We start from the raw sequence: 25,767 nt of genomic DNA on the forward strand, positions 1-25,767 counted from the left end.
TGGTGGCCGATGGCGACTTACTCGCCCAGGGGCGTGGCCTCGGCCGGGCGCTGCTTGCGCAGCTGCAGCTGCTCGCGGGTGGTCACGGTGCCCACGGTCATGCGCAGGTTGTAGTCGCCCGGGGGCAGGCCGGTGAAGTCCAGCGTCTGGTGGTGCAGGCCCGCGTTCTGGCGGCGGTAGTCCGACACGCGCACCGGGGCGCCGCTCTGGTTGTAGAGCACCCAGCCCATCGGAATGGCCTCGGGCAGCTCGTAGCGCAGCTGCACCACGCCGTTCGAGGGGTTGGGGTAGATGCTCATCTTGTTGGCCCCCACGCCGGGGCGGGCACCGGCCATGATGAGCGGGGCCGGCTCCTCGTCCTGGGCGGGCGTGAGCTTCCACATCTGGCTTTCCTTGCCGCTGTAGCGCCACTGCACGGCCCCGTCCACCGAGTCGCGGATGCTCAGGGCCTTGTTGCTGTGCTTGGCCAGCAGCTTGTAGTAGCCGTTTTCCGTCGGCTCGATGCGCCAGAGCTGGTTGTTGCCGCTGTAGTAGGTCCACACGTTCATCGGCGTGCCGTTGGAGGTGGCGCTGCCGAGCACTTCCAGCACTTTGTTGTTGCCGGGCACCAGCAGGCGGTAGTAGCCGTTGCCCAGGCTTTCGATGCGCCACTGCGGGGCGCCCTTGTTGGTATCGGTGGTGGTGAGGCCGGCGGCCTGGTAGGCGCGGCTGTTGGGGCGGGCCGGGTCCACCACTTCCAGGGGCTTGCCGGTGGTGCGCGAGGTGAGCACGTACACGCCGGGCTCCACGGCGGCCGGGGCGGCGGGAGCGGCGGCATCAGCTTTGGCCTGGGCGTCGGCCTTGGCTTTGGCGGCGGCTTCGGCTTTGGCCTTGGCCTTGGCTTCAGCCTCGGCTACTTTGGCGCTGGCCTTATCGGCCTTGCTTTCGGCCTTGGCCACCTTGGCCTCGGCCTGGGCCACCTTGTCTTCGACTTTGGCCTCCGCCTTGGCGGCTTTGGTTTCGGCCTTGTCGACCTCGGCGCTGGCTTTGGCCACGGCCTTGGGCGCGGGCGCCGGCGCGGGGGCGGCCACCGGGGCCGGGGCGGTGGGCATGCCCGGGCCTTCCAGCGGGTAGAGGTAGCTTGTCGGAATGATCTGCGGGGCCTGGCCGGGGCCGGCCCAGAGCAGCTGCAGGTGGGCGTCGCCGTCGGCTTCGGCAAACTCCAGCTTGATGGTGGCTTTTTCGCCCGATGCCAGCCCCACGGAGCCTTCGCCGTTCTTCTTCTTGCCGTTGAAGGTGTCGAGCACAATCTTGCCGTTGATCCAGAGGCGCACCTCGTCGTCGGTGCGGGCCACGAAGCGGTAGCTGCCGGTGCCCGGCGCCGCAATCAGGCCTTCCCAGCGCACCGAGAAGTTATCCTCGGGAATACCCGGGGCGGGCACGCCCATATTCCAGCGGAAATCCAGGCTGGGGTCGACGCGACGCAGCACGGGGGCGCCGGCCAGCGTGCCGTTGGTGTAGTACGAAGCCGTCAGGCCCGTGCCCACGCCGATGCCCTGGTTGGAAGCGGCCGGCGCGGTAGTCGTTGCGGCAGTATGGTCGGCGCGGCTGGGGAGCGTTGCAGCAAGAGTGGCATTTCCGGAGCTGAGGCCGGCTACCAGCGAGCAGAGTAACAGTCTACGCACGGCGTCTTAATTAGAGGTGGTACCGCTGGCCGAAGCGCTGAATCTGCCGGAGCACGAAACCCGCGGCAGCGAGGCGTGGCAAGCGGTGGGTTGAATCTACGGTTTATCGGCCAGCCGCGCCAAGTCCGGCGCCCTCCGGCGGCCACCTTTTTTCACATTTTCCCGGCTGGAGCTAACTGCATCGGGGTCATGTGCCAAGGCGGCCCACGCCGCCCGACTTCGGATGACCGGGCCGCCTGCCCGCTTGCCGGCCCCGCCCGGCGGCTTTTTGGCCGAGCCGGGCCCGCGGGGCCGGCCCCGCCGCGGCGTTGGCCGCGCCCAGCACGCCGCGGCCCCGCCGCCGCCCAAAGTTGGACGACGGCGGGGCGGATCCGGATGGCCGGCCGCGGCTCAGCGGCGGGTGATGCGCTGCGTGGTGCTGCCGGCGGCCGTGGTCAGGCGCAGCACGTAGAGGCCGGGGGCCAGCGTGGCGGGCAGGCCGCTCAGCAGCTGGGGCGAGGCCTGCAGCTGCCGCTTGGCGCTGAAGACCGGCTGGCCGGCCAGGGTCAGCAGCTCGGCGCGGGCGGCCTGGGGCTCGGTGCCGGCGGGCAGGGCCACGTACAGCGCGTCGGTGCAGGAGTTCGGGTAGGCCTCGGCGCCGGGGCCGGCCCCGGCGGCGCGGGTGCTTGCCGGCACGATGGCCGAGTAGTCGGTGGTGCCGTCCTGGTCGACCTGGCGCAGGCGGTAGTAGCGGGTGGCAGCAGTGGCGGCGCTGGCGTCGAGGAACTGGTAGCTGCGGGCGGTGGTGCTGTTGCCGGCGGCGGCTACTTCCCCCACCGTGACGAAGGTTTTGCCGTCGATGGAGCGCTCCACGTAGAAGGCGGCGCTGTTTTTCTCCAGGGCGGTGGTCCAGCTCAGCTTCACGCCGGCCGTGGTGGCCTGGCCGCCGAAGCTGCTCAGCACCACGGGCAGCGGCGTGGGCGTCACGCGGGCCTGCTCGAAGCGCAGGATGGCGCCGTCGTTGCTGCCGATGGCCAGGGCCTCGATACCGTCGCCGTCGAAGTCGCCGATGGCCGGGGCGGCGTAGTTGTTATCGGTGCCGGCCGTGCCCACTTTGATGGGTGGGTGGGTGCTGGTGTAGGCCACGGCACCCAGGTCGGTGAAGGCCAGGCCGTTGGTAGCGGTTTGCTCGTAGCGCTGCACGTTGCCGGCGCGGGTGCCCACCAGCAGGTCGATTTTCCCGTCGCCGTCGAGGTCCGTCACCTGCGGCTTGGAGGTGAAGCCCACGTCGATGGGGCTGCCGGTGCTCAGCTTCAGGTAGGAGCAACCGGCGGCGCTGCTGGTCAGGGTCGAAAACCGGCCGGCGTTGGTCGTGTTATCAATCTGCTCGAAGCGGGCCAGCTGGCCGTTGTCGTCGCCCACGAGGAGGTCCAGCCGGCCGTTGCCGTCGAGGTCCGTTACCACCGGGCGCGGGAAGTTGTAGCCCATGTCGATGGTCACGAAAGTAGCGGACGTGCCGGTGTAGCTGGCCGTCAGCAGCTGCCAGCCGAAGCGTCTCTACCGTCCCGTTGTTCGGCAGAGATGCTTCGGCTGCGCTCAGGAGTCGTTTTTCAATTGCTGCCTACACCGTCGGATACCAACAAAAAAGCCCCCGCTGCTTAAGCGGGGGCTTTTTTGTTTCTATCAGAACGAGTCGTTTACGCCGCGTCGTCCTCGGCGTAGGCGTTTTCGCCGCCGGGCACCACGTTCTTCTCCACGATTTCGCGGGCCAGGTTCAGGTAGCTGATCGAGCCCTTGCTTTCCGCGTCGTGCAGGATAACCGGAATGCCGAAGCTCGGCGACTCCGACAGCTTCACGTTGCGCGGAATGATGGTATCGAACACCAGCTGCTGGAAGTGCAGCTTCACTTCCTCCACTACCTGGTTCGACAGGCGCAGGCGCACGTCGTACATGGTGAGCAGAATGCCCTCGATTTCCAGCTGCGGATTCAGGCGGCTCTGGATGATCTTAATGGTATTCAACAGCTTACCCAGGCCTTCGAGGGCGAAGTACTCGCACTGCACCGGGATGATGACCGAGTTGGCGGCCGTCAGCGCATTCACCGTGATGAGGCCCAGCGAGGGCGAGCAGTCGATGATGATGAAGTCGTACTGGTCCACGATGGGCTCCAGCGCCACTTTCATCTTCTCCTCCCGGTTCGGCAGGTTGATCATCTCCACTTCGGCCCCGACGAGGTCGATGTGGGAGGGCATCAAATCGAGGTGGGGCAGGATGTTGGTCGGCAGGATGATGTCCTGGGCGTTGATGCCGTCGACCATGCACTCGTAGATGCTGTGCTGAATGTCCTTGGGGTCGAAGCCCACGCCGGAGGTAGCGTTGGCCTGCGGGTCGGCATCCACCAGCAGGGTGCGGTACTCCAGCGCCGCCAGGGAGGCCGCGAGGTTGATGGACGAGGTGGTTTTGCCCACGCCGCCTTTCTGGTTAGCTACCGCAATGATTTTACCCATTTCTTTCTAGTTGACAGTGGCCGGTTGGCGGTTGTCAGTCAGCAATTCAGTTTTCGAAGGTAAGAAACTGCCAACGGACAACCCGCAACGGACAACTTTACAAATTAATCTGCTGCCCGATGGTCGGCAGAATCAGTTCGATGCCGGCCGCCTCGGCTTTGCGCAGCGCCTCCGCGTGGTCGATTTTGATAACCGGGAAGGTGTCGAAGTGCATGCCGATGACTTTCTTCACGCCCACCCACTTGGCGGCCGTCAGCGCGTCGTCGATGCCCATGGTGTAGTTGTCGCCGATGGGCAGCAGGGCCACGTCGAGCTTATGTTGCTCGCCGAGCAGCTTCAGGTCGTAGGTCAGGGCCGTGTCGCCGGCAAAGTACACGTTGCCTTCCGCTGTTTCGAGCACGAAGCCCGCCGCCAGGCCGCCGTAGGAGCCGTCGGGCAGGGAAGAGCTGTGCAGGGCCGCCACCATCTTCACCGAGCCGAAGGGCAGCTGCACGCGCCCGCCGATGTTCATCTGGTAGGTAGCCTTCAGGCCCTTCTGACCAAACCAGCCCGCCACTTCGGCAATGGCCACCAGCTCGGCGCCGGTGCGCTTGCCAATGGCTTCCACGTCGGCGACGTGGTCACCGTGGCCGTGGGAGAGCAGGATGTAATCGGCCTCGATGTCGTCGACCTTGATGTCCTTGGCCAGCGGGTTGGGGCTGATGAAGGGGTCGAAGAGCAGCCGGGAGCCGGCGACTTGCAGGCCAAAGCTGGCGTGGCCGTAATAGGTAAGTTCCATGCAACGAGTTTTAGCTGCGTAGTACGGCGGCGGCAGCCCGCGGTTTTCGGCGTACTTTGCTACAAATATACACCTCTTTCCCGTTCGCATGCCCCGCTTTTTGGCCTTCGCGGGCCGTTTTCAGGGTTCCTCAGAATCAGCGGTTTCGGCGCTCCAGGGCCTGACAAAGCCGGTTTTCCGCCGGCTTTTCGGGCCGGATTTCCGCGCTGCCCGGCTCGGCGCCGCCGGCGTTGGCCTGCTGAGCCTAAGTTTTTTAGCCAGCTGTGGTTCAGCCGATAAGCCAGCCGACGCGCGCCGGGTGTTTCGCTACAACCAGCCCGAGGCGCTGACCTCGCTCGACCCGGCTTTTTCGCGCAACCAGGCCAACATCTGGGCCGTGACCCAGCTCTACAACGGCCTGGTCGACCTCGACGACTCCTTGCGCCCCGCCCCCGCCCTGGCCCGGCGCTACCAGATCAGCCCCGACGGCAAGACCTACACCTTCGTGCTGCGTCCCGGCGTGCATTTCCACGACTCGGAGGTGTTTCCCGGCGGCAAGGGCCGCGAGGTGAAGGCCCGGGACGTGGTCTATTCCTTCCGCCGCATCCTCGACAAACCCACGGCCAGCCCCGGCGGCTGGATTTTCCGCGGCAAAATCATCGAAAAGCCCGACGGGGAGCCGTCCGACACCGCCTTCGTGGCCCCGAACGACTCCACGGTGCGCATTCACCTCAAGGAGCCGTTTATCCCGTTTCTGGGCATCCTGACCATGCCTTACGCCTACGTGGTGCCGCGCGAAGCCGTGGAGCGCTACGGCAAGGACTTCCGGGAGCATCCGGTGGGCACCGGGCCGTTCATCTTCAAGCGCTGGGACGATGGCTCGGCCATCGTGTACCACCGCAACCCCCACTACTGGCGCCGCGACGCGAAAGGCAAGCCTCTGCCCTACCTCGACGCGGTGCAGATCAGCTTCATTGCCGACCGCAAATCGGAGTTTCTGACCTTTCAGCAGGGCAAGCTGGACTTTCTCTCGGGCATCCGGGCCGGCTCCCGCGACCTGATTCTGTACCCCAACGGACAGGTGCGCGAGGACTTTGCCGGCAAGTTCCGCTTCGAGAAGGTGCCCTACCTGAACACGGAGTACCTCGGCATTCAGCTCGACCCGACCAATCTGCGCGGCGCCGCCAACCAGCCCGCCCTGCGCGACCGGCGCGTGCGCCAGGCCCTGAACTACGCGCTCAACAAGCCGGAGCTGCTGGCTTATTTCCTCAACAACGTGGGCGTGCCCGGCGCCTCGGGCTTCGTGCCCTCGTCCCTGCCATCTTACAGCGAAAAGGAGGTACCCGGCTACAGCTACCAGCCCGCCCGGGCCCGGCAGCTGCTGCGCGAGGCCGGCTACGGGCCCGGCAAGCCGCTGACGCTGACCCTGACCACCGTGGCCGAGCGCAAGGAAGTGTGCGAGTACCTGCAAAAGAAGTGGACCGAAGTGGGTATTCAGGTCGGCATCGACGTGAACCAGTCGGCGGCCCAGCAGGAAGTGGTCGACAACGGCCGGGTGGCCTTCTTTACCAAAAGCTGGCTGGGCGACTACCCCGACGCGGAAAACTACCTGGCCCTGTTCTACAGCCCCAACTTCAGCCCCGCCGGCCCGAACAAGACCCACTACAAAAACGCGGAGTACGACAAGCTCTACGAGCAGGCCAAGCTGGAGCGCGACGACCACCGCCGCTGGGCCCTTTACCAGGCCATGGACCGCCTCGTGGTGCGCGACGTGCCCGTCATTCCGCTCTATTACGACCAGGTGGTGCGCCTCACGCAGAACAACGTGCACGGGCTCACGCCCAACCCCATGAACCAGCTGGTACTGGAGCGCGTGTGGAAAGACTGACCGCCGCCCCCAAACAACAACGGCCCGGCTGCAGAGCCGGGCCGTTGTTGTTTGGGGGCAGATTGTAAGCCCCGGGAGCTTATCGGTCGGCCTTGGTGCCCCCGCTCACGCTGTCGACCAGGGTGCCGACGTAGTTCAGCAGGCCCGTCAGCTCGGCCGGGGCGCCTTCCTCCACCTGCACCGTCTTGCCGGGCTGGCCGGGGCGGTTGTAGGTCAGGTAGGTGGAGGGCATGTCCGTGGCGCCGCTCAGGTACTGGTCGCGGAAGTTGCTGAAGCCGATTTCATCGGCCCGGCGCATGATTTCGTGCACCGCCTCGGGGGCCAGCTGCAGCTCGAAGGTGCCCACTTTGGGCACGTTGCTGTGCCCCACGTAATGCACCCGCCCGTCGGCGTAAATGGACGCTTCGAAGTAGGGGCAGAAGCCCAGGCAGGGCGTTTTGCGCAGCACGATAACAGGAGCGCCGGCCGCTTGGGCCGGCGCTCCTTGGTTGACTCCCAACGGCGTCTTGACTTCGCCGTCGCCCACGCGGCCGCGGCGGCGGGGGCTGGCATCGGGCGAGTTGCTCTGGGGCTGCTCGGGCGCCGGCTTGGGCGGGGCGGTGGGCAGCAGGTCGGGCTCCTTCGCCGGCTCAGCCGTTTGGGTCGACTGCCCCAGCTCGCTGCCCGGAATGGGCTTGTGCGGCGCGGTCGGCAACAGATCGGGCTCCTTTACCGGTTCGGCCGCCTGGGGCGCCTGCCCCACGCTGCTGCCGGGAATAGGCTTGTGCGGGGCCGTGGGCAGCAAATCCGGCTCTTTTACCGGCTGGCGCGTGGGGCCGGGAGCGGCGGGCTGATCCGGAATGGGCTTGTGCGGGGCCGTAGGCAGCAGATCGGGCTCCTTCACGGGCTGCCGCGTGGGGCCGGCCGCGGTGCCCGGCCCGGGAATGGGCTTGTGGGGCGCGGTGGGCAGCAGGTCGGGCTCTTTCACCGGCTGGCGCGTGGGGCCGTTGCTGGTCTGCGCCTGGCCCGGAATGGGCTTGTGCGGGGCGGTGGGCAGCAGCCCGCCGCCCGTGGGCTGTGCGGGCCCGGCGGTGCTGCCCGAGCCGGGCGTGCTGCCCGAGCCGGGCGTGTGCCCGCCGCCGCCCGGGCCCGTCCCCGGCGTAGTACGAACCGGCGGCGTGCGAACCGGCGGGGCCGTGCGCACGGGCGGGCCGGTGCGCACCGGCGGCTGCGAGGCCGGACCGGGCATGACCACCACCGGGCCGGGCGCCGGCGTGGGGTAATCGTAGTCGTAGCCGGGTTGGGGGGCCGGGGTCTGCTGGTAGCGGCTGCCGCCCACGTAGTAATTCACGGAGCAGGCCGACAGCGAGCTGAGCAGCAGGGCGCCCAGGGCCAACGGAAGTAAGTTTGCACGCATAGCGGTTCGGGAGAGAGAAGGGGTTCGGCGGGCTTTTTCCAAAAAGCGGACCAACACCGCAAGTTGCGACTATTTGAACACAAAAAAGCCCCGCTGCGCAGTGCAGCGGGGCTTTTAAACAGCTGAGCCCGAAGGCTTACTTTTTCTTGGCCTGGGCGCCGCCCTTGCGGGCTTCCGTCTCGCGCTCCTGGGCCGCCTTCATGGCGTCGGCCAGGCGGGCCTGGAAGCCGGCGGGCTTCTTGTCCTTGTTTTTCTCCTTGTTGGCCTGCAGCTGGGCGTGCAGCTTGTCCTCGTCGACGAAGCGGCGGGTAATGGCCTGCTGGGCGAAAGTCACCACGTTCGACACGAAGTAGTACCAGGTCAGGCCGGCCGGGAAGTCGTTGAGCACGAAGAAGAAAATCAGCGGCATCAGGTAGCTGTACATCTTCATCGGGCCCTGCATGGCGGCCGGGTTCATCTGGTTGCTCTGCCAGGTCATCAGCAGGGTGCTGATGGTCATCATCACCGTGAAAAGGCTGATGTGGTTGCCCAGGAAGGGCACCGTAAACGGCAGGATGATGGGCGCGTCGTAGGTGCTCAGGTCCTTGGCCCAGAGGAAGGACTCCCCGCGCAGCTCGATGGCATTGGGGAAGAACTGGAACAGGGCGAACAGGATGGGCAGGGTGGCCAGCATGGGCAGGCAGCCGGCCAGCGGGCTGGAGCCGGTGCTCTGGTAGAGCTTCATCGTCTCCTGCTGCACGGCCATCTGGTCGTCGCCGAGCTTTTCCTTAATCGCGTCGATTTCGGGCTTGAGCACCCGCATCTTGGCCTGCGAGAGGTAGGATTTGTAGACCAGCGGCCAGAGCAGCGTTTTCAGGAACACCACCAGCAGCACGATGATCAGGCCGTAGGAGCTGATGTACTGCTCCAGGAAGTTGAACACCGGAATGACCAGGAAGCGGTTCACGTAGCGGAACACGCCCCAGCCCAGGAATACGTTGCGCTCGAAATAGGGCGCCACGTCCTTCAGCACCCGGAAGGAGTTCGGGCCGAAGTAGTAGCGGAAGCTGGCCCCGCTGGCCGACTGCACATCGGCGGCCGGAATCTGCAGGGTGCTCTGCATGGTCTTCAGGAAGGTGGAGTCGCCTTCCTTGACGTTGGTGTTGAACTTGCCGCTCGGGAAAGGCTTGTCGGCAATCAGGCCGGCGGTGAAGAAGTCGTGCTTGTGGCCGATCCACTGCACCGGGGCGGTGGCCGTCTGCTCCTCGGGCTTCTCGCTGGCCTCGGCAATGCTGCCCAGGTCGCTGTCCGACCAGTAGTTGATGGTGGAGTGGTTGCGGTTCTGCTTGGCGCTCTGCTCGGTCTGGCGCACGCGGTCCAGCCAGGTGTAGGTCAGCGGCTCGGCCGTCACCAGCCCGCTCAGGTTCTGAAACTTCAGGTTGTAGCCCAGCTGGTACGAGTCGTCGAACAGCGTGTAGGTCTGCAGGATCTGCTGGCCGGGGGCCAGCTCGGCCGTCAGCTGCACGCGCTGGCCCGGCTTGCCGTTTTCCGTCACCGGCGTCACGGCCGAGGGGCGGAAGTAGAGGCTGCTAAGCTTCACGCGGCGCCCTTCGGCGGTGGGCACCTGCACGTCGATGTCGGCGCTCTGCTTGTCGAGCAGGTACAGGGGCTGGCCGTTGAAGGTCTTTTCGCCTTCGAGCCGCACCGCCTGCGGGCGGCCGCCGCGGGTGCTCAGCGCCACGCTCACCTTGCTGTTGCGCAGCTCCACGCTTTGCTCCTGGCCCTGGGCGGCGGCGGCAAACGTGCCGAGTAGGCGCACCGTCGCGACCGAGTCGAGCGGGGCCGGGGCAGCGGCGGGTTTGGCAGCGGCGGCGGCCGGTTTCGCGGCTTGCTGGGCTTGTTCTTCGGCCTGGGGCTTGAAGAAGAACAGGTACGCCAGCAGCAGGGCCGAAATGAGCATGAGGCCCGTGGCCTGGTTCTTATCCATGAATGGATTAGGTATTGGGTAAAAAGCAGTTAGCGCCGCCTAAGCAGTTCGGCGCCAACGAATGGAGCCGCAAAAGTACGTGGTAATCAGCGAAGTGACCAGCCCCGCCCTGAACTGCGCAGCGCGGCGGCGTCAGCAACAACCGGGCGCAGGCGGGGCAGTGTGCCAAATTGGCCGCCGCGGGCATTACCGCTGAGTAGCACCCGGCCAGATCAGCCGGTCAAGGCAGCTTGTCGAGCTAAGCAGAGTGAAGAATCTTACCAGCTGACAGTGAACGACTAAAAAAGAACGTCATGCTGAGCTTGCCGAAGCATCTCTACCGCTTCGTTGTTCGGTAGAGATGCTTCGGCAAGCTCAGCATGACGCGCTAGGGCTGTTTTCAACCCTTGCTTGGCTACTGGCCCTTACGCCACCGCCACCTGCTGCTTGCGGTGCTGAATGGCGGCGCGGATAAAGCGCACGAACAGCGGGTGCGGGGCCTGCACGGTGCTTTTCAGCTCGGGGTGAAACTGCCCGGCCACAAACCACGGATGGTCGCGCAGCTCCACCATTTCCACCAGGCCGGTGTCGGGGTTGATGCCCGAGGCCAGCATGCCGGCGGCTTCGAACTGCTGCTGAAACTCGCTGTTGAACTCGTAGCGGTGGCGGTGGCGCTCCTCAATGCGGTTGGCGGCGTAGGCCTTGGCGGCCTTGGAGCCCTTGCGCAGCTCGCACACGTAGGACCCCAGGCGCATGGTGCCGCCCTTCTGGGTGATGTTCTTCTGGTCCTCCATCAGCCCAATCACGGGGTACGGAGTAGCCGCGTCCATTTCGGTGGAGTTGGCGCCCTGCAGGCCCAGCACGTTGCGGGCAAATTCGACCACCGCGCACTGCATGCCCAGGCAGATACCGAAGAACGGAATGCCCGACTCCCGCACGTAGCGGATGGCGGCCAGCTTGCCCTCGAAGCCCCGCTCGCCGAAGCCGGGCGCTACCAGCACCCCGTCGGCGCCGTGCAGCTGCTGGGCCACGGTTTCGGCGGTGATGTGCTCCGACTGAATCATGCGCACCGTCACCTTGCACTCGTTCTGGGCGCCGGCGTGCACGAAGGCTTCTAGGATGGATTTGTAGGCGTCGGGCAGCTCCACGTACTTGCCGACGAGGGCCACCGTAATTTCCTCGGTGGGGTTCTTGAGGCGGCCGAGGAAGTCTTTCCAGGCGTCGAGGTCGGGGTCGGGGGCGCCACCGACCAGCTTCATCTTCTTGATGACGCGCTCATCGAGCTTTTCCTTGCGCATGAGCAAGGGCACGGAGTAGATGCTGTCGGCGTCGAGCGACTCGATAACGGAGTTGACCTGCACGTTGCAGAACAGGGCAATCTTCTTGCGCATCTCGGCCGGGATGGGGTGCTCGGAGCGGCAGACGAGGATGTCGGGCTGCAGGCCGGCCTCGCGCAGGTCGCGCACCGAGTGCTGGGTGGGCTTGGTTTTCAGCTCGCCCGCCGCCTTCAGGTAGGGCAGCAGCGTGAGGTGAATGACCAGCGAGTCGTTCGGGGGCAGCTCCCAGCGCAGCTGGCGCACGGCCTCCACGAAGGGCAAGGACTCGATGTCGCCGATGCAGCCGCCGATTTCGGTGATGACCACGTCGAACTCGCCTTTCTGGCCTAGCAGCAGCATCCGGCGCTTAATCTCGTCGGTGATGTGGGGGACGACCTGCACGGTCTTGCCGAGGTAAGCGCCTTCCCGCTCCTTGCGGATGACCGCGTCGTAGATGCGGCCGGTGGTCACGTTGTTGGCCTGCGAGGTGGGCACGTTCAGAAACCGCTCGTAGTGGCCCAGGTCCAGGTCGGTTTCGGCCCCGTCGTCGGTCACGTAGCACTCCCCGTGTTCGTAGGGGTTCAGGGTGCCCGGGTCGATGTTGATGTAGGGGTCGAACTTCTGGATGGTGACCCGGAAGCCGCGGGCTTGCAGCAGCTTGGCAAGGGACGCCGAAACGATGCCTTTGCCCAGGGAGGAGGTAACTCCGCCCGTTACGAAAATGAACTTGGCCGTTGCAGCCGGGGGGGTGATGGTTCGGTCTGGCATAACGGGGAACAAAGGTAGGGAAAGAGTTGGGCGGGGCCTTGCTTACCCGCCCGATGCGTAAGCTTTTCCTGTCTCCCGATTGCGGATTCCGCAACGGGCCATGCCCTACGTCATCAGGTTTGGCTAAGTTCACCGCCAGATTTTACCGCCGTATTCAGCTCCCAGCTGAAAAAAGAATCCGACGCGATGAACCCGATGCCCGACGCTGCCTTCTGGCAACTTATCGACCAAGCCGCCGCGGCTGCTCCTGCCGACAACGACGCCCGGGCGCAGTTGCTGGTGAATGCGCTGGCGAGCCGGCCGCTGGAGGAAATAACGGCCTTCGAGCTGACGCTGCGCCAGCACCTGATCGAGGCCGACGACTACGGCATCATGGCGGCGCAGAAAATCATCGATGGCTACGTCTCCGACGACCCCTACCTCTACTTTCGCTGCTGGCTGATCGGGCAGGGCGAAGTGGTATTCCGGGCGGCCCTGCAGCACCCCGACTCCCTGGCCGCCCTTGTGCCTGGCGCCTACGAATGTGATTTTGAGCCCCTGCTGTACGTGGCCACCGAGGCCTACAAGCAGCAGACCGGCCAGGCAGAAGACGATACTTTTCCGCGGGGCGTAGCCGTGAGCCAGGGCCTGGACTACGATTTTATGGCCCCGCCCACCACCGGCACCGACTGGATCGAGGAAGACCTGCCCAAGCTGCTGCCCAAACTGTGGAAGAAATTCCGGTAGCATGAGCCCGGCCCGCGTATCAGAGCAGTTTCCCAATCGGTGTAGCCAGGCCGGCGCTGCATTCCGGGTAACGGCACTTGGATTGAGTCGTTGAATGGCAGAATAATGAATAATTGACCACCTTGAGCTGTTGCCACCAATGACTGCAACCAGATATTACCGGCCGCTGCACTGACGAAACCCAACGATTTAGCCAGATAAAATGGAAGGCAAAAGCTTTACACCGTTTCCAGTTTTGACAACTGCCAGACTGACCTTGAGGCAGCTCAGAAGCAATGATGACTATGAAATATTCGCTTTGCGTTCGAATGATAACATAAACAAATATCTTGACCGGCAACCAAGCAAATCCATTGAGGACGCGAGGAAGTTTATCCAAGCCATTACCGCAAACACCCAAAGCAACACCTCCGTTTACTGGGGAATTGCCTTGAGCGACACGGACAAATTAGTGGGGGCAGTGTGCCTGTTCAATTTTTCAGAAAACCATTCGAAGGCGGAGATTGGGTATGAGTTAGCACCAGACTTCCAGGGAAAAGGCCTAATGCAGGAAGCACTTGCAGCAGTAATTCAATTTGGTTTTTATCAGATCGGGCTACATGCAATAGAAGCCCACACGCACCTGGAAAACCAACCTTCGACAGGCATATTGAAGAAATTAAATTTCAAGACAGATGGCACTGTCGACAACAACTTAGTATTATTTACATTAACGCATGATACTTGAAAGAATAACCGACTGCCAACTACCGGTTTACAAGAGCGTGTTTGGATTTTGCTGAACAGGCCTCCAGCGCGTCATGCTGAGCTTGCCGAAGCATCCCTACCGCTTCGTTGAACGAGCCCAGACGAAGCGGTAGAGATGCTTCGGCAAGCTCAGCATGACCAAAACCTAAAATCCCAAACACGCTCTAAAAGTTGACGCTTGACATCAAGTATTCAATTATAAATCACCAGACCACTTTTTAGGCAGTTGCAGGGGTAGCCGCATCACAAAACCCTAACCCAGCTGCAGGGCTGAACAATTATTTTGCGTTGCGGGGGCTTCAATTTCCAACGTTCTGCATTAAAAGATGACAAGCGCAACCATCCCCCCCCATGGCCAGGACGTTTTGGACGAAGGCCCCTTCTACCACGGCACCCGGGCCGATTTGCGGGTTGGGGACTTACTCACGGCCGGGTTCAGCTCGAATTACCGGCCCGAAGTCGTGATGAACCATATCTATTTCACGGCCTTGCCCAATGGCGCGGGCCTGGCGGCGGCGCTGGCGGCCGGAACGGGGCCCGAACGGGTATACCTGGTGGAACCGACCGGCAGCTTCGAAAACGACCCGAACGTGACGGACAAGAAGTTTCCGGGCAACCCGACCCGTTCCTACCGCAGCCAGGCGCCGCTGAGAATCGTAGGCGAAGTGACCGAGTGGGTGCGGCAAACGCCCGAGCAAATCCAGCACTGGCGCGCCCTGTTGGCGAACAACAAAGGGGAAATCATCAATTAGCCTCGCGCCTGCCCCAGCCGCTGACCTCCAACCGACCTCCTCTCCCATGCCCGACCCCAACAAAACCATCCTGCAGCAAGCCAACGCCGCCATTACGGCCGGCGACTACGAAGGCTTCCTCGCGCACTGCACCGAGGATACCCAGTGGACCTTCGTGGGCGAGCAGACGCTGCGCGGCAAGCAGGCCGTGCGCGAGTGGATGCGCACCGCGTACCGGCAGCCGCCGCAGTTTCGGGTGGAGCACCTGATTGCCGAGGCGGATTTCGTGACGGCGCTGGGCTCTATCACCATGACCGAGGACGGCCAGGCAGTGGAGTACGCGTACTGCGACGTGTGGCGGTTTCGCGAGGGTAAAATGGCCGAGCTGCGGGCCTTCGTCATCAAGCCCTAGCCCCGCAGCGAAGACCACTGCCCCGGCGGGCAGCATCACGCCCCAGCTTTTTCGGCCTTCCTATGACTCCACCGGCGGTTGCACTGCAGACCCGCATCCTGGAAATTGCGGCGGTGCTCCTGACGGCGGCCGGCAAGTTCCTGTTTATGGATTACCTGAACTGGCGCTTGGCGTTTATCCTCACCGCCATAGCCGGCTGGGGCCTTTACGTGGCTGTCCGGCAACGCCAGGTGCCGGGCATTACGGCCTATTGGGGCTTCCGAACGGATAACTTCAACCCGGCGCTGCGCCTGGTGCTGCCGTTTGGAATCAGTACGGTGGTGGTATGCACCCTGCTCGGCCTTTACCGCGACACCCTCAACGTGACCTGGCACATACTGCCCATTTTGCTGCTTTACCCGCTGTGGGGCACGGTGCAGCAGTTTTTGTTGATTGCGCTGACGGCCGGCAATCTGCACGAGCTGCCCGGCCTGAGGCCGCGCACATTCATCATCGTGCTGGCGTCGGCGCTGCTGTTTGGCGCCGTGCATTACCCCTTTGCCTGGCTGATGCTGGGTACTTTCGTGCTGGCTGTTTTCTACGGCTTCGTGTACCTGAAGGAGCGCAACCTGTACGTGCTGGGCATCTTCCACGGCTGGCTGGGCGCCGTCTTCTTCTACACCGTGGTCGGCCGCGACCCGTTTATGGAGGTGTTCGGCCGGCTGCTGTAGCCCGGGGCGGGCCGCCGGCTCGGAGGCTTGGCCGTGGCTGACGCGCGCTGACCAAAGCGGCCCCGCTCCGGCGGCGGAGCCGGGGTCTTTTTTTAGCGGCGGCCGGGTATAAGCGGCGACGGATCCAGACTTTTGTCGGGCCGGGCGGCGGCGCCCGCCCGCCTCCACTCCTTCCCCATCGACGCATGAACGCCCAGGTTACGGACTACATCAACAATGCACCGGACGCGCAGCGCGCCCTGCTGCAGGAGCTGCGGGAGCTGATCCGGCAGGCCCTGCCGGCCGTGCAGGAGCAGTTTAAGTGGGGCCGGCCCGTGTTTTCGGCCGGCCCGGACGTGGCCTACCTCAAAACCGCCAAAGCCTACGTCACGCTGGGCTTTTTCGACGCGGCCCGGCTGCACGAGGACCTGCACCTGCTGGACGGCACCGGGCAGAGCATGCGGCACATCAAGCTCCGCCGGCCGGCGGACATCGACCGGGCGCGGCTGACGCAGTGGCTGCAGGTGCTGGCAGCGTAGAGCCGGCGCGCGACCGGGCCCTGCCCGGCGCTTATTTTCGGCGCTGCCCCGTAGCTGCCTCCCACCGACCGGCCGCCAACGACACCGCGAAATGCCCGGCGCGGCCGCCGAGGCCCAGTAGCAGGAGCGCCCCGTGACGCCGCGCCCGCCGCGCCATGCAGCGAAATAACGGCGGACCTCAACAAGCCCAATCAACACCTCAACTTCTCAAGCACGACCCCATGAAACTCGGAGCATTTTCGGTGAGCCTCAGCGTCAGGGACCTCACGGCCTCAAAGCAGTTTTATGAACGCCTGGGCTTTACGGCTTTTGCCGGCGACGTAGCGAGCCGTTACCTCATCATGAAGAACGGCAATGCCCTGATCGGTCTTTTCCAGGGCATGTTCGCCAATAACATCCTGACGTTCAATCCCGGCTGGGACGAAAACGCCGCGAATACGGAGCCGTTTGATGACGTCCGGGAGATTCAGCGGCAGCTGAAAAGCCAGGGCGTCAGCATCGACCACGAAGCCGACGAGCAAACCGCCGGCCCGGCGAGCCTGACGCTCACCGACCCGGACGGCAACGTGATTTATATCGACCAGCACCGCTGATGCGCCGGCGCCTTGCCCGAGGACCGGCGCCCGTAGCAGCCCATTCACCCCGTCCCTTTCCCTGAGATGCCGAAGCTTTTCGTTAAGGCCGTGGCCCTGGCCGCGCCGCTGGTCCTGGCGGGCTGTTATTTCGCGGCCCGGTGCCGCAACCCGTTTGAGGAAGTCGAATGGCTTGAAGACCACCCGGGCGCGGGCGACCGGTACGCGACGTTTACACCAGTGCTGAGCACCGATCATTCCGTCGTGCTCGGCCCCGCCATCGGGGCTGACTACGGCGAGCTGTTTTTCGAGGACCTGAACCATGACGGTGTGCGGGAAGCCATCGTCGAGACCAGCAGCGGGCCGCTGGCGGAGGCGTTTACGGCCGAGCGTCAGGTGCTGGAGTACCGAAAGCGCCCGGGCCAGCGCCCGACGTTTGTGCTGATTGAGAGCCGGGAGCTGGCGGAGTAAGGCGGCAGCGCATTGCCAACGGCTCACCGGACCGCCACCCGGCCGCCACCGGCCACCGCCAGCGGCGAAACGCGCACCGGACGGCCGCGTCGCCATTTGGAGCCGGCCCGCGTAGGAAGGTGACGCCCTGCTCCCGGTTACCGCCCCCGAAATGGCCCGGGCATGTGGAAACCGGGCGGCAGCCGCATCTGCTCCTGTATGATGATAAAACTATTCCTATCCCTGGCGTTTGTGCTGCTCACGCTCAGCGGCTCGGCCCAGAAAATCCTGGTCCGGGGCCTGGCCCGCGACACCACGCGGGGCCGCAACCCGGTAACGGTGGTGGTGAATGACACCGTGAACAAATTCGCCCGGGCGGCGCGCCGGCAGCTGGACGCCCCGGGCCTCGGCGAGGCGCAGCGGGAAGCACTGCTGCGGCAGTTTAGGGCCCTGGCGGCCGACACGGCGTACGTGGTCCGCACCGATAAGCAGGGACGCTTCCGCATCCGGGCCCGCAAGACGGATTCCCTGTACTTTTCGTCCTACCACTCCCTGCCGGCCCGCTACCCCGTGGCCGAGCTGCGCCGCCGCCGGGCCGTCGACATTCACCTCCAGCCTCAGCCCTGCGAGCCGTACGTAACCTGCCAGGATACAGCGGGCGCGGAGTACGCCTTCATCGGCCGCAAAATCAGCCTGGAACGGACGGAACACCCCTACTACTGCCCGGAAGCCGGCCGCCCTTTTCTGAGCATGGACGGGCGGTACGCGGCCCGGTACCAGCTGCTGGCCCAGCTCGCCGGCCGCTTCCCCCGCGACACCATGGCCTTCACCGCCTACGACCACTACGGCTCGCCCGCGTTTGGCCGCCACGAGCAGGTGCTGCTGTTCGTGCAGGATTATTGCGGCCGGCTGATCCACCAGAAATACCAGTACTATCCCGTGTACCGCACCGCCGATGGCCGCTGGGCCGCGCCCTACCAGTGGCTCGACCACCACGACCCGGAGCTGGCGCCGCCCATTCAGCCCCGGCCGATGGCGTTTGCCGCGCCGGTGGTCATCGACGTGGCGGGCGCGGCCCCGGAGTACGTTTTGCAGCACTACCCGGCCCCCTATTACCGCGTGGAAAATGGTCGGGCCACGGCGGTGTATGGCAACTACGTGGACGAGCTGCTGGAAAACCGCCGCCGCCTGCGCGGGCCGCGTCGCGCCAAAAATGCCCGGCTGGAAGCCCAATCCCAGCAGCTGCTGCAACGCCTGAATACGCCGAAAAACTAACCGGGCCGCCGTCCCCTCCCCGCCGCCCGACCGCCGAGCACGGGAAACCAATTCTTAGCGGGCCGCTCCGGCGCGGACGGTTTTCAGCCGGGCGGCGCGGGCGCGACCTGCAGCAAGCGGAAAAACGCGGCCTGGAGTGGTGGTCGGGCCCTGCGGGCCGGGCGCGCATCGAGTACCAATACGCGCCGGGCCAGCAAGGCCAGCACCGTTGCTAGGTGCGTTGCGGGCAAGGATTTATACTTATAAAAAGAAAATATTTACTTTATTACTTCATCATCACAATCAAGAACCCGTATACCACAGCCCGATAACGCCCGCCCTGCGTGCCAGAGGTCATCGAAGCCAGTTCCGCCGAGCTCTTTCAGGCTTGCGCACCGGTTGCCGCACGGCTGGTAATGAGCGGCTTCGCAGCCCGTCAAAGCTGTTTTTCACCACTCCAAACAACCCATTTGCCTTATGAAATCCGCTACGCTCTTACTGCTATTGCTGGCCGCGGCCTCCATCCCGACCACCGCTGCTACCGCCCCCGACGAGCCGGGCAAAACCTCAACGGAAACCAGCAAGGCCAAAGTGAAAAAAGCATCCAAAGCGCGGGCCCCGCTGTTTGCCCGCCGCAAGGTCAAGGAATCGGGCTATTCGCGCGCCATGCGCCGCAACGAGCTGCTACGCTAGGCGCCCCGGCCTCCGCCCCCTGGAAAACAAGCCGGCCCTTGCAAGGGCCGGCTTGTTTATGCTCACTTGCTTCCGCTTTTGCGCCAGCCGGGCCGCCCGGCTTACCGGGGCGGCTGGGCCCGGCCATCGTGGCCGCGTTCCGCCGACGCCCGGCGCGTCACAGCCACACCGTTTTTTTTATACCAGAGACACCCAAAGGCTGATCTGCCGCTGCTGGGGGCACCTGCCTGCGGCGTACTCCTGTTTGACACCGCAATTATCATAGCCCCACGGGGCACCGTTTCCTCCTTTTCAGGTCCGTCTTTCAGGCGGACCTTCGTTTTGTTATTCGGCCAGGCCCTGTAGTGCATCCTATTACGCTTCTCGGGCCGGTTTTACCTGCTGATTCGCCCTTACAGGGGCAGTTTTTTGTTTTTTCACCTTCATCCATTCCCCATGAAAAAGTCATTATTGGTATTGTCGTGCGTAGCCGCGGGCCTGAGCCTGGCCAGCTGCGAGAAAGAGCCGGCCGGTGAAGCGGCTCCCCAGCCCAAAGTCAGCGAAGAAGTGGTTCTGCGCAACGGGATTCTGGTGTTTAAAGACCGGAAGACCATGCGCGAATTCAACGCCCGCCTCAACGCCAAGGGCACGGCGTATGCGGATCAGTGGGAGCAGTCGTTGGGGTTTGAGTCCATGGCGCACATCCTGAACGAAGTGAAGGCCGCCGAAACCCAGCTGGAAGTTGATTTTCTGCGGGGCAAAACAGCCGCGCAGCTCACGCAGCTCCGCCAGCAGCCCGCGCTGCACTCGGCGCTCTACACCAAGTGGGTGAATGCCGGGGTGCTGCGCGCCGAGAAAAGCCCCGATGGCGGCGAAACCCTGGACGTGAATGCCTCGCACACCCACTACACCAACGTGATGAACGCCGACGGGATGGTGGCCTTCGGCGACACGCTCTACCAGTACCGCGGCAACAAAATCAAGGTAACCACGAAGGGCCTGGGGCAGGCCGCCGCGCTCAAGGCCGCTTCGGCCTCCGATGCGGCGCAGCACATCACCGTCAAGACCAGTCCGTTCCGCTACGAAAGCCAGCAAGGCCAGCAGCGCACCAACGAAATAACCTACAACGGCAACCAGTGGCGCGACGCCTACAACGGCTCCAAGCAGAAGGCTATCATCAAGGTGTCGCTGTACTCGGAAATTCTCTACGATGCGCACAAGCAGAACTTCGTTGATTTCTGGATTGAAGCGCGCTGCCTGAAAAAGAACTTCTGGGGCAACTGGGTAGACGAAAGCTTCGGCGACGGTATCTGGGGCATTGAGGCCACCTATTCGTGGACGGCGCAGGTAAACCCCTTCTGGTATTCGACCATGACGCTGAACGTGCCCGGCTATACCCCCGGCAACGCCTACGTGTACTACGTGCCCGATACCCACCCCGGCACCATCAAGATGGACTACACCACCGGGGCGCCGCAGTTCGGCAACCAGCTGTTCCCGAACGGCACCTATACGCCCTACTTCGACCCCAGCACCGGCTACAACTACTACATCAGCCAGGGCATCAAAATCGACAACAACTCGATTTTCAAGTGCATTCCGGTCAATTTCCGGCCGGAAGCAGTGCTCTACTGGGCCAACTAAGCCGACATCACCCCGAAAACAACAAAAGGGCCTCCCAGGAGGCCCTTTTGTTGTTTTCGGGGTGGGGCTGCCCTCAGAAGCTGCGTTCGTAGCTGACGGCGGGCAGGATGGGAAACAGGCTCAGCTGGTAGAGCTGCTTCTGCTGGCGCTGGTCGCGCTCGAAGTACAGGTAGTACGGGTTGTGGCGGCTGTAGGCGTTGTAGGCCCCCACGCGCCAGGTCCGCTCCCCGTGCCGGACGGTTTTGGTGAAGGTTGCCCCCAGATCGAGGCGGTGGTAAGCGCGCATGCGGAAGCTGTTTTTGGGGCCGTATAGTTCGGCCTCCTGGTAGGCGTAGCGGTCGGCCAGGCCGCCGCCCAGGCCGTAGCTCTGCTCCACAACGTTGTAGGTACCCTGGGCCAGCGTCAGGGCATTGCCGGTGCCGTAAACCCAGGTGGCCGACAGCGTCAGGCCGGGCCGCAGCGCGTACACCAGCACCACCGAGGCGTCGTGGCGCCGGTCGAACTTGTAGGGGTACCACTGATCCTGGTTCAGACCGTTGAACTGCCGCTCGTTGCGCGCCAGCGTGTAGCCCACCCAGCCGGTGAGGCGGCCGGTTTTCCGCTGCACCAGCACCTCCAAGCCCCGCACCCGCCCCTGCCCCCCGCCGACGACTTTGTCCTGCCAGTCCTGGGAGCTGTTGTAGAACGTGGCCCCCTCCCGAAATTCGATCAGGCTGCGCAGACGCTTGTAGAAGGCCTCCACGCTCACCTCCACGCCCCAGGCGGCCACGGTATGGGCCAGGCCCACGGCCACCTGCTGCGCCCGCTGCGGCGCAATGCGCTTGGTGGCGGGCACCCACAGGTCGGTCGGCAGGCCGGCCCCATTGTTGGAGAGCAGGTGCAGGTACTGCTGCATGGCGGCGTAGGACGCCTTCACCGCCGTATGCGCGCCCAGCAGGTAGGTACCGAGCACGCGCGGCTGCACGCCCCCGAAGGTGTGTCCCTGCACGGTGTAGGCCACGGCCCGCACGCCCACATTGGCCGAGAAGCGTGCCCCGAGCCGCCATTCGTCTTCCGCGTAAGCGGCGGCCTCCAGGGCCGTCAGGCGGTGGCTGCCGAACACGGTATCGACCCCGGCTACGTTGGTGCGGGTGGTAAAGTAATTCACGCCCGGCGTGAACGTATGCTGCAGGCCCGTAGCGCCGAACCGGAGCTGGTGCGCCGGGTTGGGGTAGTAGTCCACGTCGGCTTTCAGCTGCACGTCCTGCACGCCGGAGGTAAAGCGGGCGGCGCTGTTTTCGCTGCGGCCGGCCGGTGAGCTGTCCTCGGCGCGGTAGGTCTGCCCGTTTTCGTAGCGAAACCGGGTCAAAGCCAGCGTGGCATTGCCGAAAAGCCGCGGGGACAGCTGCCGGTTCCAGCGCAGCGAGGCCAGGGCATTGCCGTAGCGCAGGTTGCTGGCGCCCTGCGAGCGAAACTCGCCCTGGGGCCGGGCCACTACCTGGGGCTTCTGCACCAGAAACAGCCGGTCGCCGCTCAGGTACACGGCGGCAAACAGCTGGTCGCGGGCGGTGGCCTGGTGGCTGACCTTGAGGCTGCCGTCGTAAAAGGAGTAGCCCACGACGCTGCCGCCCCCCGAGGCCCGCTTGCTGGCCAGGCGCGAAAACACGTCCAGGTTGCCGCGGCGGGCCGAGACGAGAAAGGTGGTTTTGCCCTTGCCCAGCGGCCCTTCCAGCGAAAAGTGGGTGGCCAGCACCCCCAGGCCGGCCCGTCCGCTCAGTTTTTGCCGGTTGCCTTCCTTCAGGCGCACATCGAGCACGGACGACAGACGGCCGCCGTAGCGGGCCGGAAAGCCGCCCTTGATCAGGCGCACGTCGCTGATGGCGGCCGCGTCAAACACCGAAAGAAAGCCGCCCAGGTGACTCACGTAGTACACGGGCACGTCGTCGAGCAGGGTCAGGTTCTGATCGGGCGAGCCGCCGCGCACGTACAGCGCGCCGCTGCCCTCGCGCCCCGACTGCACCCCGGGCATCAACTGAAACGCCCGCAGCACATCGGCCTCGCCGAGCAGGGCCGGCAGCTGCCGCAGCTGGGTTATCGGAATCTGCAGCGTGCTCATCTCGGCGCGGCGCTCCAGCGGGGCTTCCAGCGCGCCATGCACCTGCACCTCCCCCAGCTCGTTGTCGGCGACGAGGGCGAAGAGTTGGCTGGCCGTGCGCCGCCCCGGCAGGCGGAGCGCCGTGCGCCGGTAGCCCAGGTAACTGGCCGTCAGCTGCACGGTATCCTGGGCCCCCAGGGTCAGGGAGTAGAACCCGGCCGCGTTGGTGGTCGTCCCGACCTGGCCGCCGGCCACGTATACCGCCGCCCCGATCAGCTTTTCGCCGGTCAGCGCGTCCTGCACGGTGCCGCTGATGGTCACGCGCGTGGCCTGGCCCCGGCCGGAGTGGGCCGCCAGCAGCAGCGCTCCGGCCAGGCAGCCGCCGCGAAAGGAGCAGCGTAGCAGCATATCAGCGGGGGCGTAAAAGCAGCGTCTCCTTGGCGTAGCCAACCACCACCCCGTACCCGCCGCGCACGTTGGTGTACATCGCGCTGGGGTCGCCGAGGAAGAGCAGCTGGTTCAGGTCGTTGGTGTCGCCTTTGGTGCCCTGGTTGTAGAGGTGCCGGGTCCAGCTTTTGCGGTACCGGTAGTACGCCCGGCTCACGGAGCGCAGCACCAGGTAGGGATTCTCGGCGTAAGGCACGCCGTTGCGGACGCCGGCGCCGTTGGGGTGAAAAGCCGCCCGCAGCTCGAAGCGCTGGCCGTTGAATAGCTGGTCCGAAAACACCAGCGAAGGCGGGTTGAAGCCGGCATCGTCTTCCGCCGCCAGGGTGGGGTTGCCGCGCGCGTCCAGCGGAATGCCGCTCCGCTCCCCGGCCGACTGGTAAAGACTGACCTCGTAGTAGTTGGCGGTGGCCGCCGGGTCGTCGAAGCGCAGCACCACGGTGCCGAGCAGCTCGTTGTTGCGGTCGGTGGCAGTCGGATACAGATACCAGGCATCCTGGATGGGCACCGGCGCCGGCACGGTATCGGTGGCCCCGACGCCGGGGTAGCCGTCGGCCGCCGCCGTCAGCGTGTAGGGCTGCCCGGGGCGGGGGCGGGCGGCCGTGTAGTACCAGCCCCGGCCCTGGCGGTGCAGCTGCTCGGCCGGCTGCCCGGGCGCCTGCAGGTACACCTGGGCCGCGTCGAGCAGGCGCGTGGCGGAGTCGGTAACGCCGGCGACGCGGCTGACCTGGACCCGAAAAATGCTATCGGGCGTCAGGATGGCGTTAAGCACCAGCTGCTTCGCTGGCAGCGGCAAGTCGGCGCTGATCTGGTCGATGCACCCGCTCAGCATCACTGCTCCCAAAGTTCCAGCCGTCAGGGCCCCTGCTCTCGTCCTCATTTTGCCAAGCGTAATACTTCTAATAGTCCACGTAATCGACAGACGTTAATCAAGCCGCCCGATTGTAATCTGCGGCGCGGTGCCGGGGCTCTAAAGCGGCCTTGCCGGACAGATGCCCCGGCAGCACCGGGCCCGTCAAACGCGCCAAACCCTGAGAACGTATATCATATCGGTAAATTACCGAAAACCCGGCAATCTGACCACCCCATGCGTTGCTGGCCCGCAACGGTCCGCCGCCCGGGCACCAAACTGCGGCCGTTCGCCGTAGCTTAGGCGCCCCATGCGCCGCCTGTTTCTGCTTTTCGTCGGCTGGATTGGCCTTGCGGCCGTTGCCCCGGCCCAGATTGCCCCTCCTGCTGCTCCCCCCGCTTTGCCCGCTGCCCCGGCCGATTGGCTGGTGCGCGAGCTGGACAACTCGCCCATTCTGCGCCAGCACCACGCCGGCCTGCAGCTCGCCGACGTAGCCACCGGCGAAGTCTTGGCTGCCTGGCACGCCGACAAGTACTTCACCCCGGCCAGCACCCAGAAACTGCTCACGCTCTACGCCGCGCTGCGCCTGCTGCCCGACTCGGTGCCGGCCCTGCGCTACGTCGTCCGCGGCGACACGCTCCTCTTCCGCGGCACCGCCGACCCCACCTTCCTCCACGGCGACATCCCCAGTACCCGCGCCTACCAGCTGCTGCGCCGCTGGCCCGGCCCGCTCGGCTACGCCGAAACCCCGATGGCCGACGCCAAGCTGGGGCCCGGCTGGAGCTGGGACGATTACCCCTACTACTTTCAGCCCGAGCGCGGCCCCTTCCCCGTTTATGGGCACACCGTGCGCTTTTACTACCGCCGGCCCGGCCAGAGCACGGTGGCGGTGCGCCCGGCCTGGTTTCGGGCCGCTACGCAGAAGGCCCCGCCCGGCGCCGCCAGCCCCGACCACGTGCGCCGCGAGCTGGAAGCCAACCGCTACACCTGGTTTCCCGCGCCCCGGGCCTGGGTCGACGAAGTCCCGTTCCGCACCGACGCCGCCCTGCTGCTGAGCCTGCTGCGCGACACCCTGAAGCGCGACGTGCAGCCCGTGCGCTGGCGCCTGCGCCCCGGCGAAACGGCGAAGACGTACTACGGCCTGAACGTAGACTCCCTGCTGCGCCGCTGCATCCGCGTCAGCGACAACTTTCTGGCCGAGCAAACCCTGCTGCTCTGCTCCGCCCAGCTCGGCCACGACACGCTCAGCATTGCCCGCACGGTGCAGCATGTGCGCCGGCAGGGCTGGCTGCGCACCCTGCCCGACTCGGTGGCCTGGGTCGACGGCTCGGGCCTCTCGCGCCAGAACCTGACCACCCCGCGCAACCAGGTGGCCCTGCTGCTGGAGCTGCACAAGCTGGTGCCTGAGGCCCGGCTGTTTGATCTGCTAGCCGCCGGTGGTCGGCAGGGCACCCTTAAGCGCGCCTACCGCGACCCGAAAGGCCTGTGGTTCTGGGGCAAGACGGGTACGCTTACCAACAACCACAACCTCTGCGGCTACCTGCGCACCCGCTCGGGCCGGCTGCTGGCCGTGAGCTTTATGAACAACAACCACCTGGCCGAAACCAGCGTCATCCGCCGTGAGATGGAGCGCGTGCTGACGCTGGTGCGTGAGCAGCTGTAAGTTTTAAGGTGACAGGTTGTTACGCGGCTGGCCGATGGGCAGGTCAGTAGTGAAGCGAGAAAATGTTCCACGAACAACCA

22 protein-coding genes are annotated in these 25,767 nt (G+C 65.0%); 13 read left to right on the top strand and 9 right to left on the bottom strand.

What is annotated here, in order from left to right:
• Positions 1–17: 17 nt before the first annotated feature.
• From DLM85_RS16540 to DLM85_RS16555, 4 genes are all read right to left on the bottom strand, one after another.
• Positions 18–1,664 carry a PA14 domain-containing protein gene (locus tag DLM85_RS16540; RefSeq protein ID WP_111479230.1) on the bottom strand — a complete coding sequence of 549 codons (1,647 nt, stop codon included), beginning with the start codon at positions 1,662–1,664 and terminating at the stop codon, positions 18–20.
• A gap of 390 nt (positions 1,665–2,054) precedes the next feature.
• Positions 2,055–3,143 carry a T9SS type A sorting domain-containing protein gene (locus tag DLM85_RS26230; RefSeq protein ID WP_111479231.1) on the bottom strand — a complete coding sequence of 363 codons (1,089 nt, stop codon included), beginning with the start codon at positions 3,141–3,143 and terminating at the stop codon, positions 2,055–2,057.
• A gap of 197 nt (positions 3,144–3,340) precedes the next feature.
• Positions 3,341–4,150 (bottom strand): ParA family protein, encoded by an 810-nt coding sequence (locus DLM85_RS16550; RefSeq protein ID WP_111479232.1) that lies wholly within the window; start codon positions 4,148–4,150, stop codon positions 3,341–3,343.
• Between the two features lie 97 nt (positions 4,151–4,247).
• Positions 4,248–4,928, bottom strand: coding sequence for a metal-dependent hydrolase (locus tag DLM85_RS16555; RefSeq protein WP_111479233.1), 681 nt, complete (start codon positions 4,926–4,928; stop codon positions 4,248–4,250).
• 298 nt (positions 4,929–5,226) lie between these two features.
• Between DLM85_RS16555 and DLM85_RS16560 the strand changes: the two genes are divergently transcribed.
• Positions 5,227–6,795 (top strand): ABC transporter substrate-binding protein, encoded by a 1,569-nt coding sequence (locus DLM85_RS16560; protein WP_243636003.1) that lies wholly within the window; start codon positions 5,227–5,229, stop codon positions 6,793–6,795.
• Between the two features lie 79 nt (positions 6,796–6,874).
• On the opposite strand, the gene DLM85_RS16565 is transcribed toward DLM85_RS16560, so the two are convergent.
• The 3 genes from DLM85_RS16565 to DLM85_RS16575 form a co-directional block, all read right to left on the bottom strand.
• Entirely contained in the window at positions 6,875–8,191 is a 1,317-nt protein-coding gene (locus DLM85_RS16565) for a DUF6438 domain-containing protein (protein ID WP_133257108.1), read from the bottom strand.
• A 136-nt stretch (positions 8,192–8,327) separates the two neighbouring features.
• A complete protein-coding gene (yidC, locus tag DLM85_RS16570; protein ID WP_111479236.1) occupies positions 8,328–10,157 on the bottom strand; it encodes a membrane protein insertase YidC in 1,830 nt (609 codons plus the stop codon).
• 404 nt (positions 10,158–10,561) lie between these two features.
• A complete protein-coding gene (locus DLM85_RS16575) occupies positions 10,562–12,220 on the bottom strand; it encodes a CTP synthase (protein ID WP_111479237.1) in 1,659 nt (552 codons plus the stop codon).
• A gap of 195 nt (positions 12,221–12,415) precedes the next feature.
• On the opposite strand from DLM85_RS16575, the gene DLM85_RS16580 reads away from it, so the two are divergent.
• The 11 genes from DLM85_RS16580 (at position 12,416) to DLM85_RS16630 (ending at position 20,656) form a co-directional block, all read left to right on the top strand.
• The gene (locus tag DLM85_RS16580) at positions 12,416–12,946 is read left to right on the top strand and encodes a DUF4240 domain-containing protein (protein ID WP_165822173.1); all 531 of its coding nucleotides are present in this window, start codon (positions 12,416–12,418) and stop codon (positions 12,944–12,946) included.
• Positions 12,947–13,148: 202 nt separating this feature from the next.
• A complete protein-coding gene (locus tag DLM85_RS16585) occupies positions 13,149–13,673 on the top strand; it encodes a GNAT family N-acetyltransferase (protein ID WP_111479239.1) in 525 nt (174 codons plus the stop codon).
• A gap of 346 nt (positions 13,674–14,019) precedes the next feature.
• A complete protein-coding gene (gene arr / locus DLM85_RS16590; protein WP_111479240.1) occupies positions 14,020–14,445 on the top strand; it encodes an NAD(+)--rifampin ADP-ribosyltransferase in 426 nt (141 codons plus the stop codon).
• Between the two features lie 46 nt (positions 14,446–14,491).
• Positions 14,492–14,836, top strand: coding sequence for a nuclear transport factor 2 family protein (locus tag DLM85_RS16595; RefSeq protein ID WP_111479241.1), 345 nt, complete (start codon positions 14,492–14,494; stop codon positions 14,834–14,836).
• 62 nt (positions 14,837–14,898) lie between these two features.
• Complete coding sequence (locus tag DLM85_RS16600; protein WP_111479242.1) at positions 14,899–15,546, top strand: CPBP family intramembrane glutamic endopeptidase; 648 nt, start codon at positions 14,899–14,901, stop codon at positions 15,544–15,546.
• Between the two features lie 185 nt (positions 15,547–15,731).
• Positions 15,732–16,064: a DUF1801 domain-containing protein gene (locus tag DLM85_RS16605; protein WP_111479243.1), complete on the top strand. Its 333-nt coding sequence runs from the start codon at positions 15,732–15,734 to the stop codon at positions 16,062–16,064.
• A 221-nt stretch (positions 16,065–16,285) separates the two neighbouring features.
• Positions 16,286–16,657: a VOC family protein gene (locus tag DLM85_RS16610; protein WP_111479244.1), complete on the top strand. Its 372-nt coding sequence runs from the start codon at positions 16,286–16,288 to the stop codon at positions 16,655–16,657.
• 66 nt (positions 16,658–16,723) lie between these two features.
• Positions 16,724–17,107: a hypothetical protein gene (locus DLM85_RS16615; RefSeq protein ID WP_111479245.1), complete on the top strand. Its 384-nt coding sequence runs from the start codon at positions 16,724–16,726 to the stop codon at positions 17,105–17,107.
• A 198-nt stretch (positions 17,108–17,305) separates the two neighbouring features.
• The gene (locus DLM85_RS16620; RefSeq protein WP_133257109.1) at positions 17,306–18,361 is read left to right on the top strand and encodes a hypothetical protein; all 1,056 of its coding nucleotides are present in this window, start codon (positions 17,306–17,308) and stop codon (positions 18,359–18,361) included.
• Positions 18,362–18,817: 456 nt separating this feature from the next.
• Positions 18,818–19,033: a hypothetical protein gene (locus DLM85_RS16625; protein WP_111479247.1), complete on the top strand. Its 216-nt coding sequence runs from the start codon at positions 18,818–18,820 to the stop codon at positions 19,031–19,033.
• Positions 19,034–19,468: 435 nt separating this feature from the next.
• Positions 19,469–20,656, top strand: coding sequence for a hypothetical protein (locus DLM85_RS16630; protein ID WP_133257110.1), 1,188 nt, complete (start codon positions 19,469–19,471; stop codon positions 20,654–20,656).
• 73 nt (positions 20,657–20,729) lie between these two features.
• Here DLM85_RS16630 and DLM85_RS16635 read toward each other — a convergent pair whose 3' ends face one another.
• Both DLM85_RS16635 and DLM85_RS16640 read right to left on the bottom strand, forming a co-directional pair.
• Positions 20,730–23,138: a TonB-dependent receptor gene (locus tag DLM85_RS16635; RefSeq protein WP_111479249.1), complete on the bottom strand. Its 2,409-nt coding sequence runs from the start codon at positions 23,136–23,138 to the stop codon at positions 20,730–20,732.
• Position 23,139: 1 nt separating this feature from the next.
• The gene (locus DLM85_RS16640; protein WP_243636018.1) at positions 23,140–24,006 is read right to left on the bottom strand and encodes a DUF4249 domain-containing protein; all 867 of its coding nucleotides are present in this window, start codon (positions 24,004–24,006) and stop codon (positions 23,140–23,142) included.
• A 328-nt stretch (positions 24,007–24,334) separates the two neighbouring features.
• Between DLM85_RS16640 and DLM85_RS16645 the strand changes: the two genes are divergently transcribed.
• Positions 24,335–25,687 carry a D-alanyl-D-alanine carboxypeptidase/D-alanyl-D-alanine-endopeptidase gene (locus DLM85_RS16645; RefSeq protein ID WP_111479251.1) on the top strand — a complete coding sequence of 451 codons (1,353 nt, stop codon included), beginning with the start codon at positions 24,335–24,337 and terminating at the stop codon, positions 25,685–25,687.
• Positions 25,688–25,767 lie beyond the last annotated feature (80 nt).

Source organism: Hymenobacter edaphi (genome assembly GCF_003258365.1).
Classification (GTDB): Bacteria; Bacteroidota; Bacteroidia; order Cytophagales; family Hymenobacteraceae; genus Solirubrum; species Solirubrum edaphi.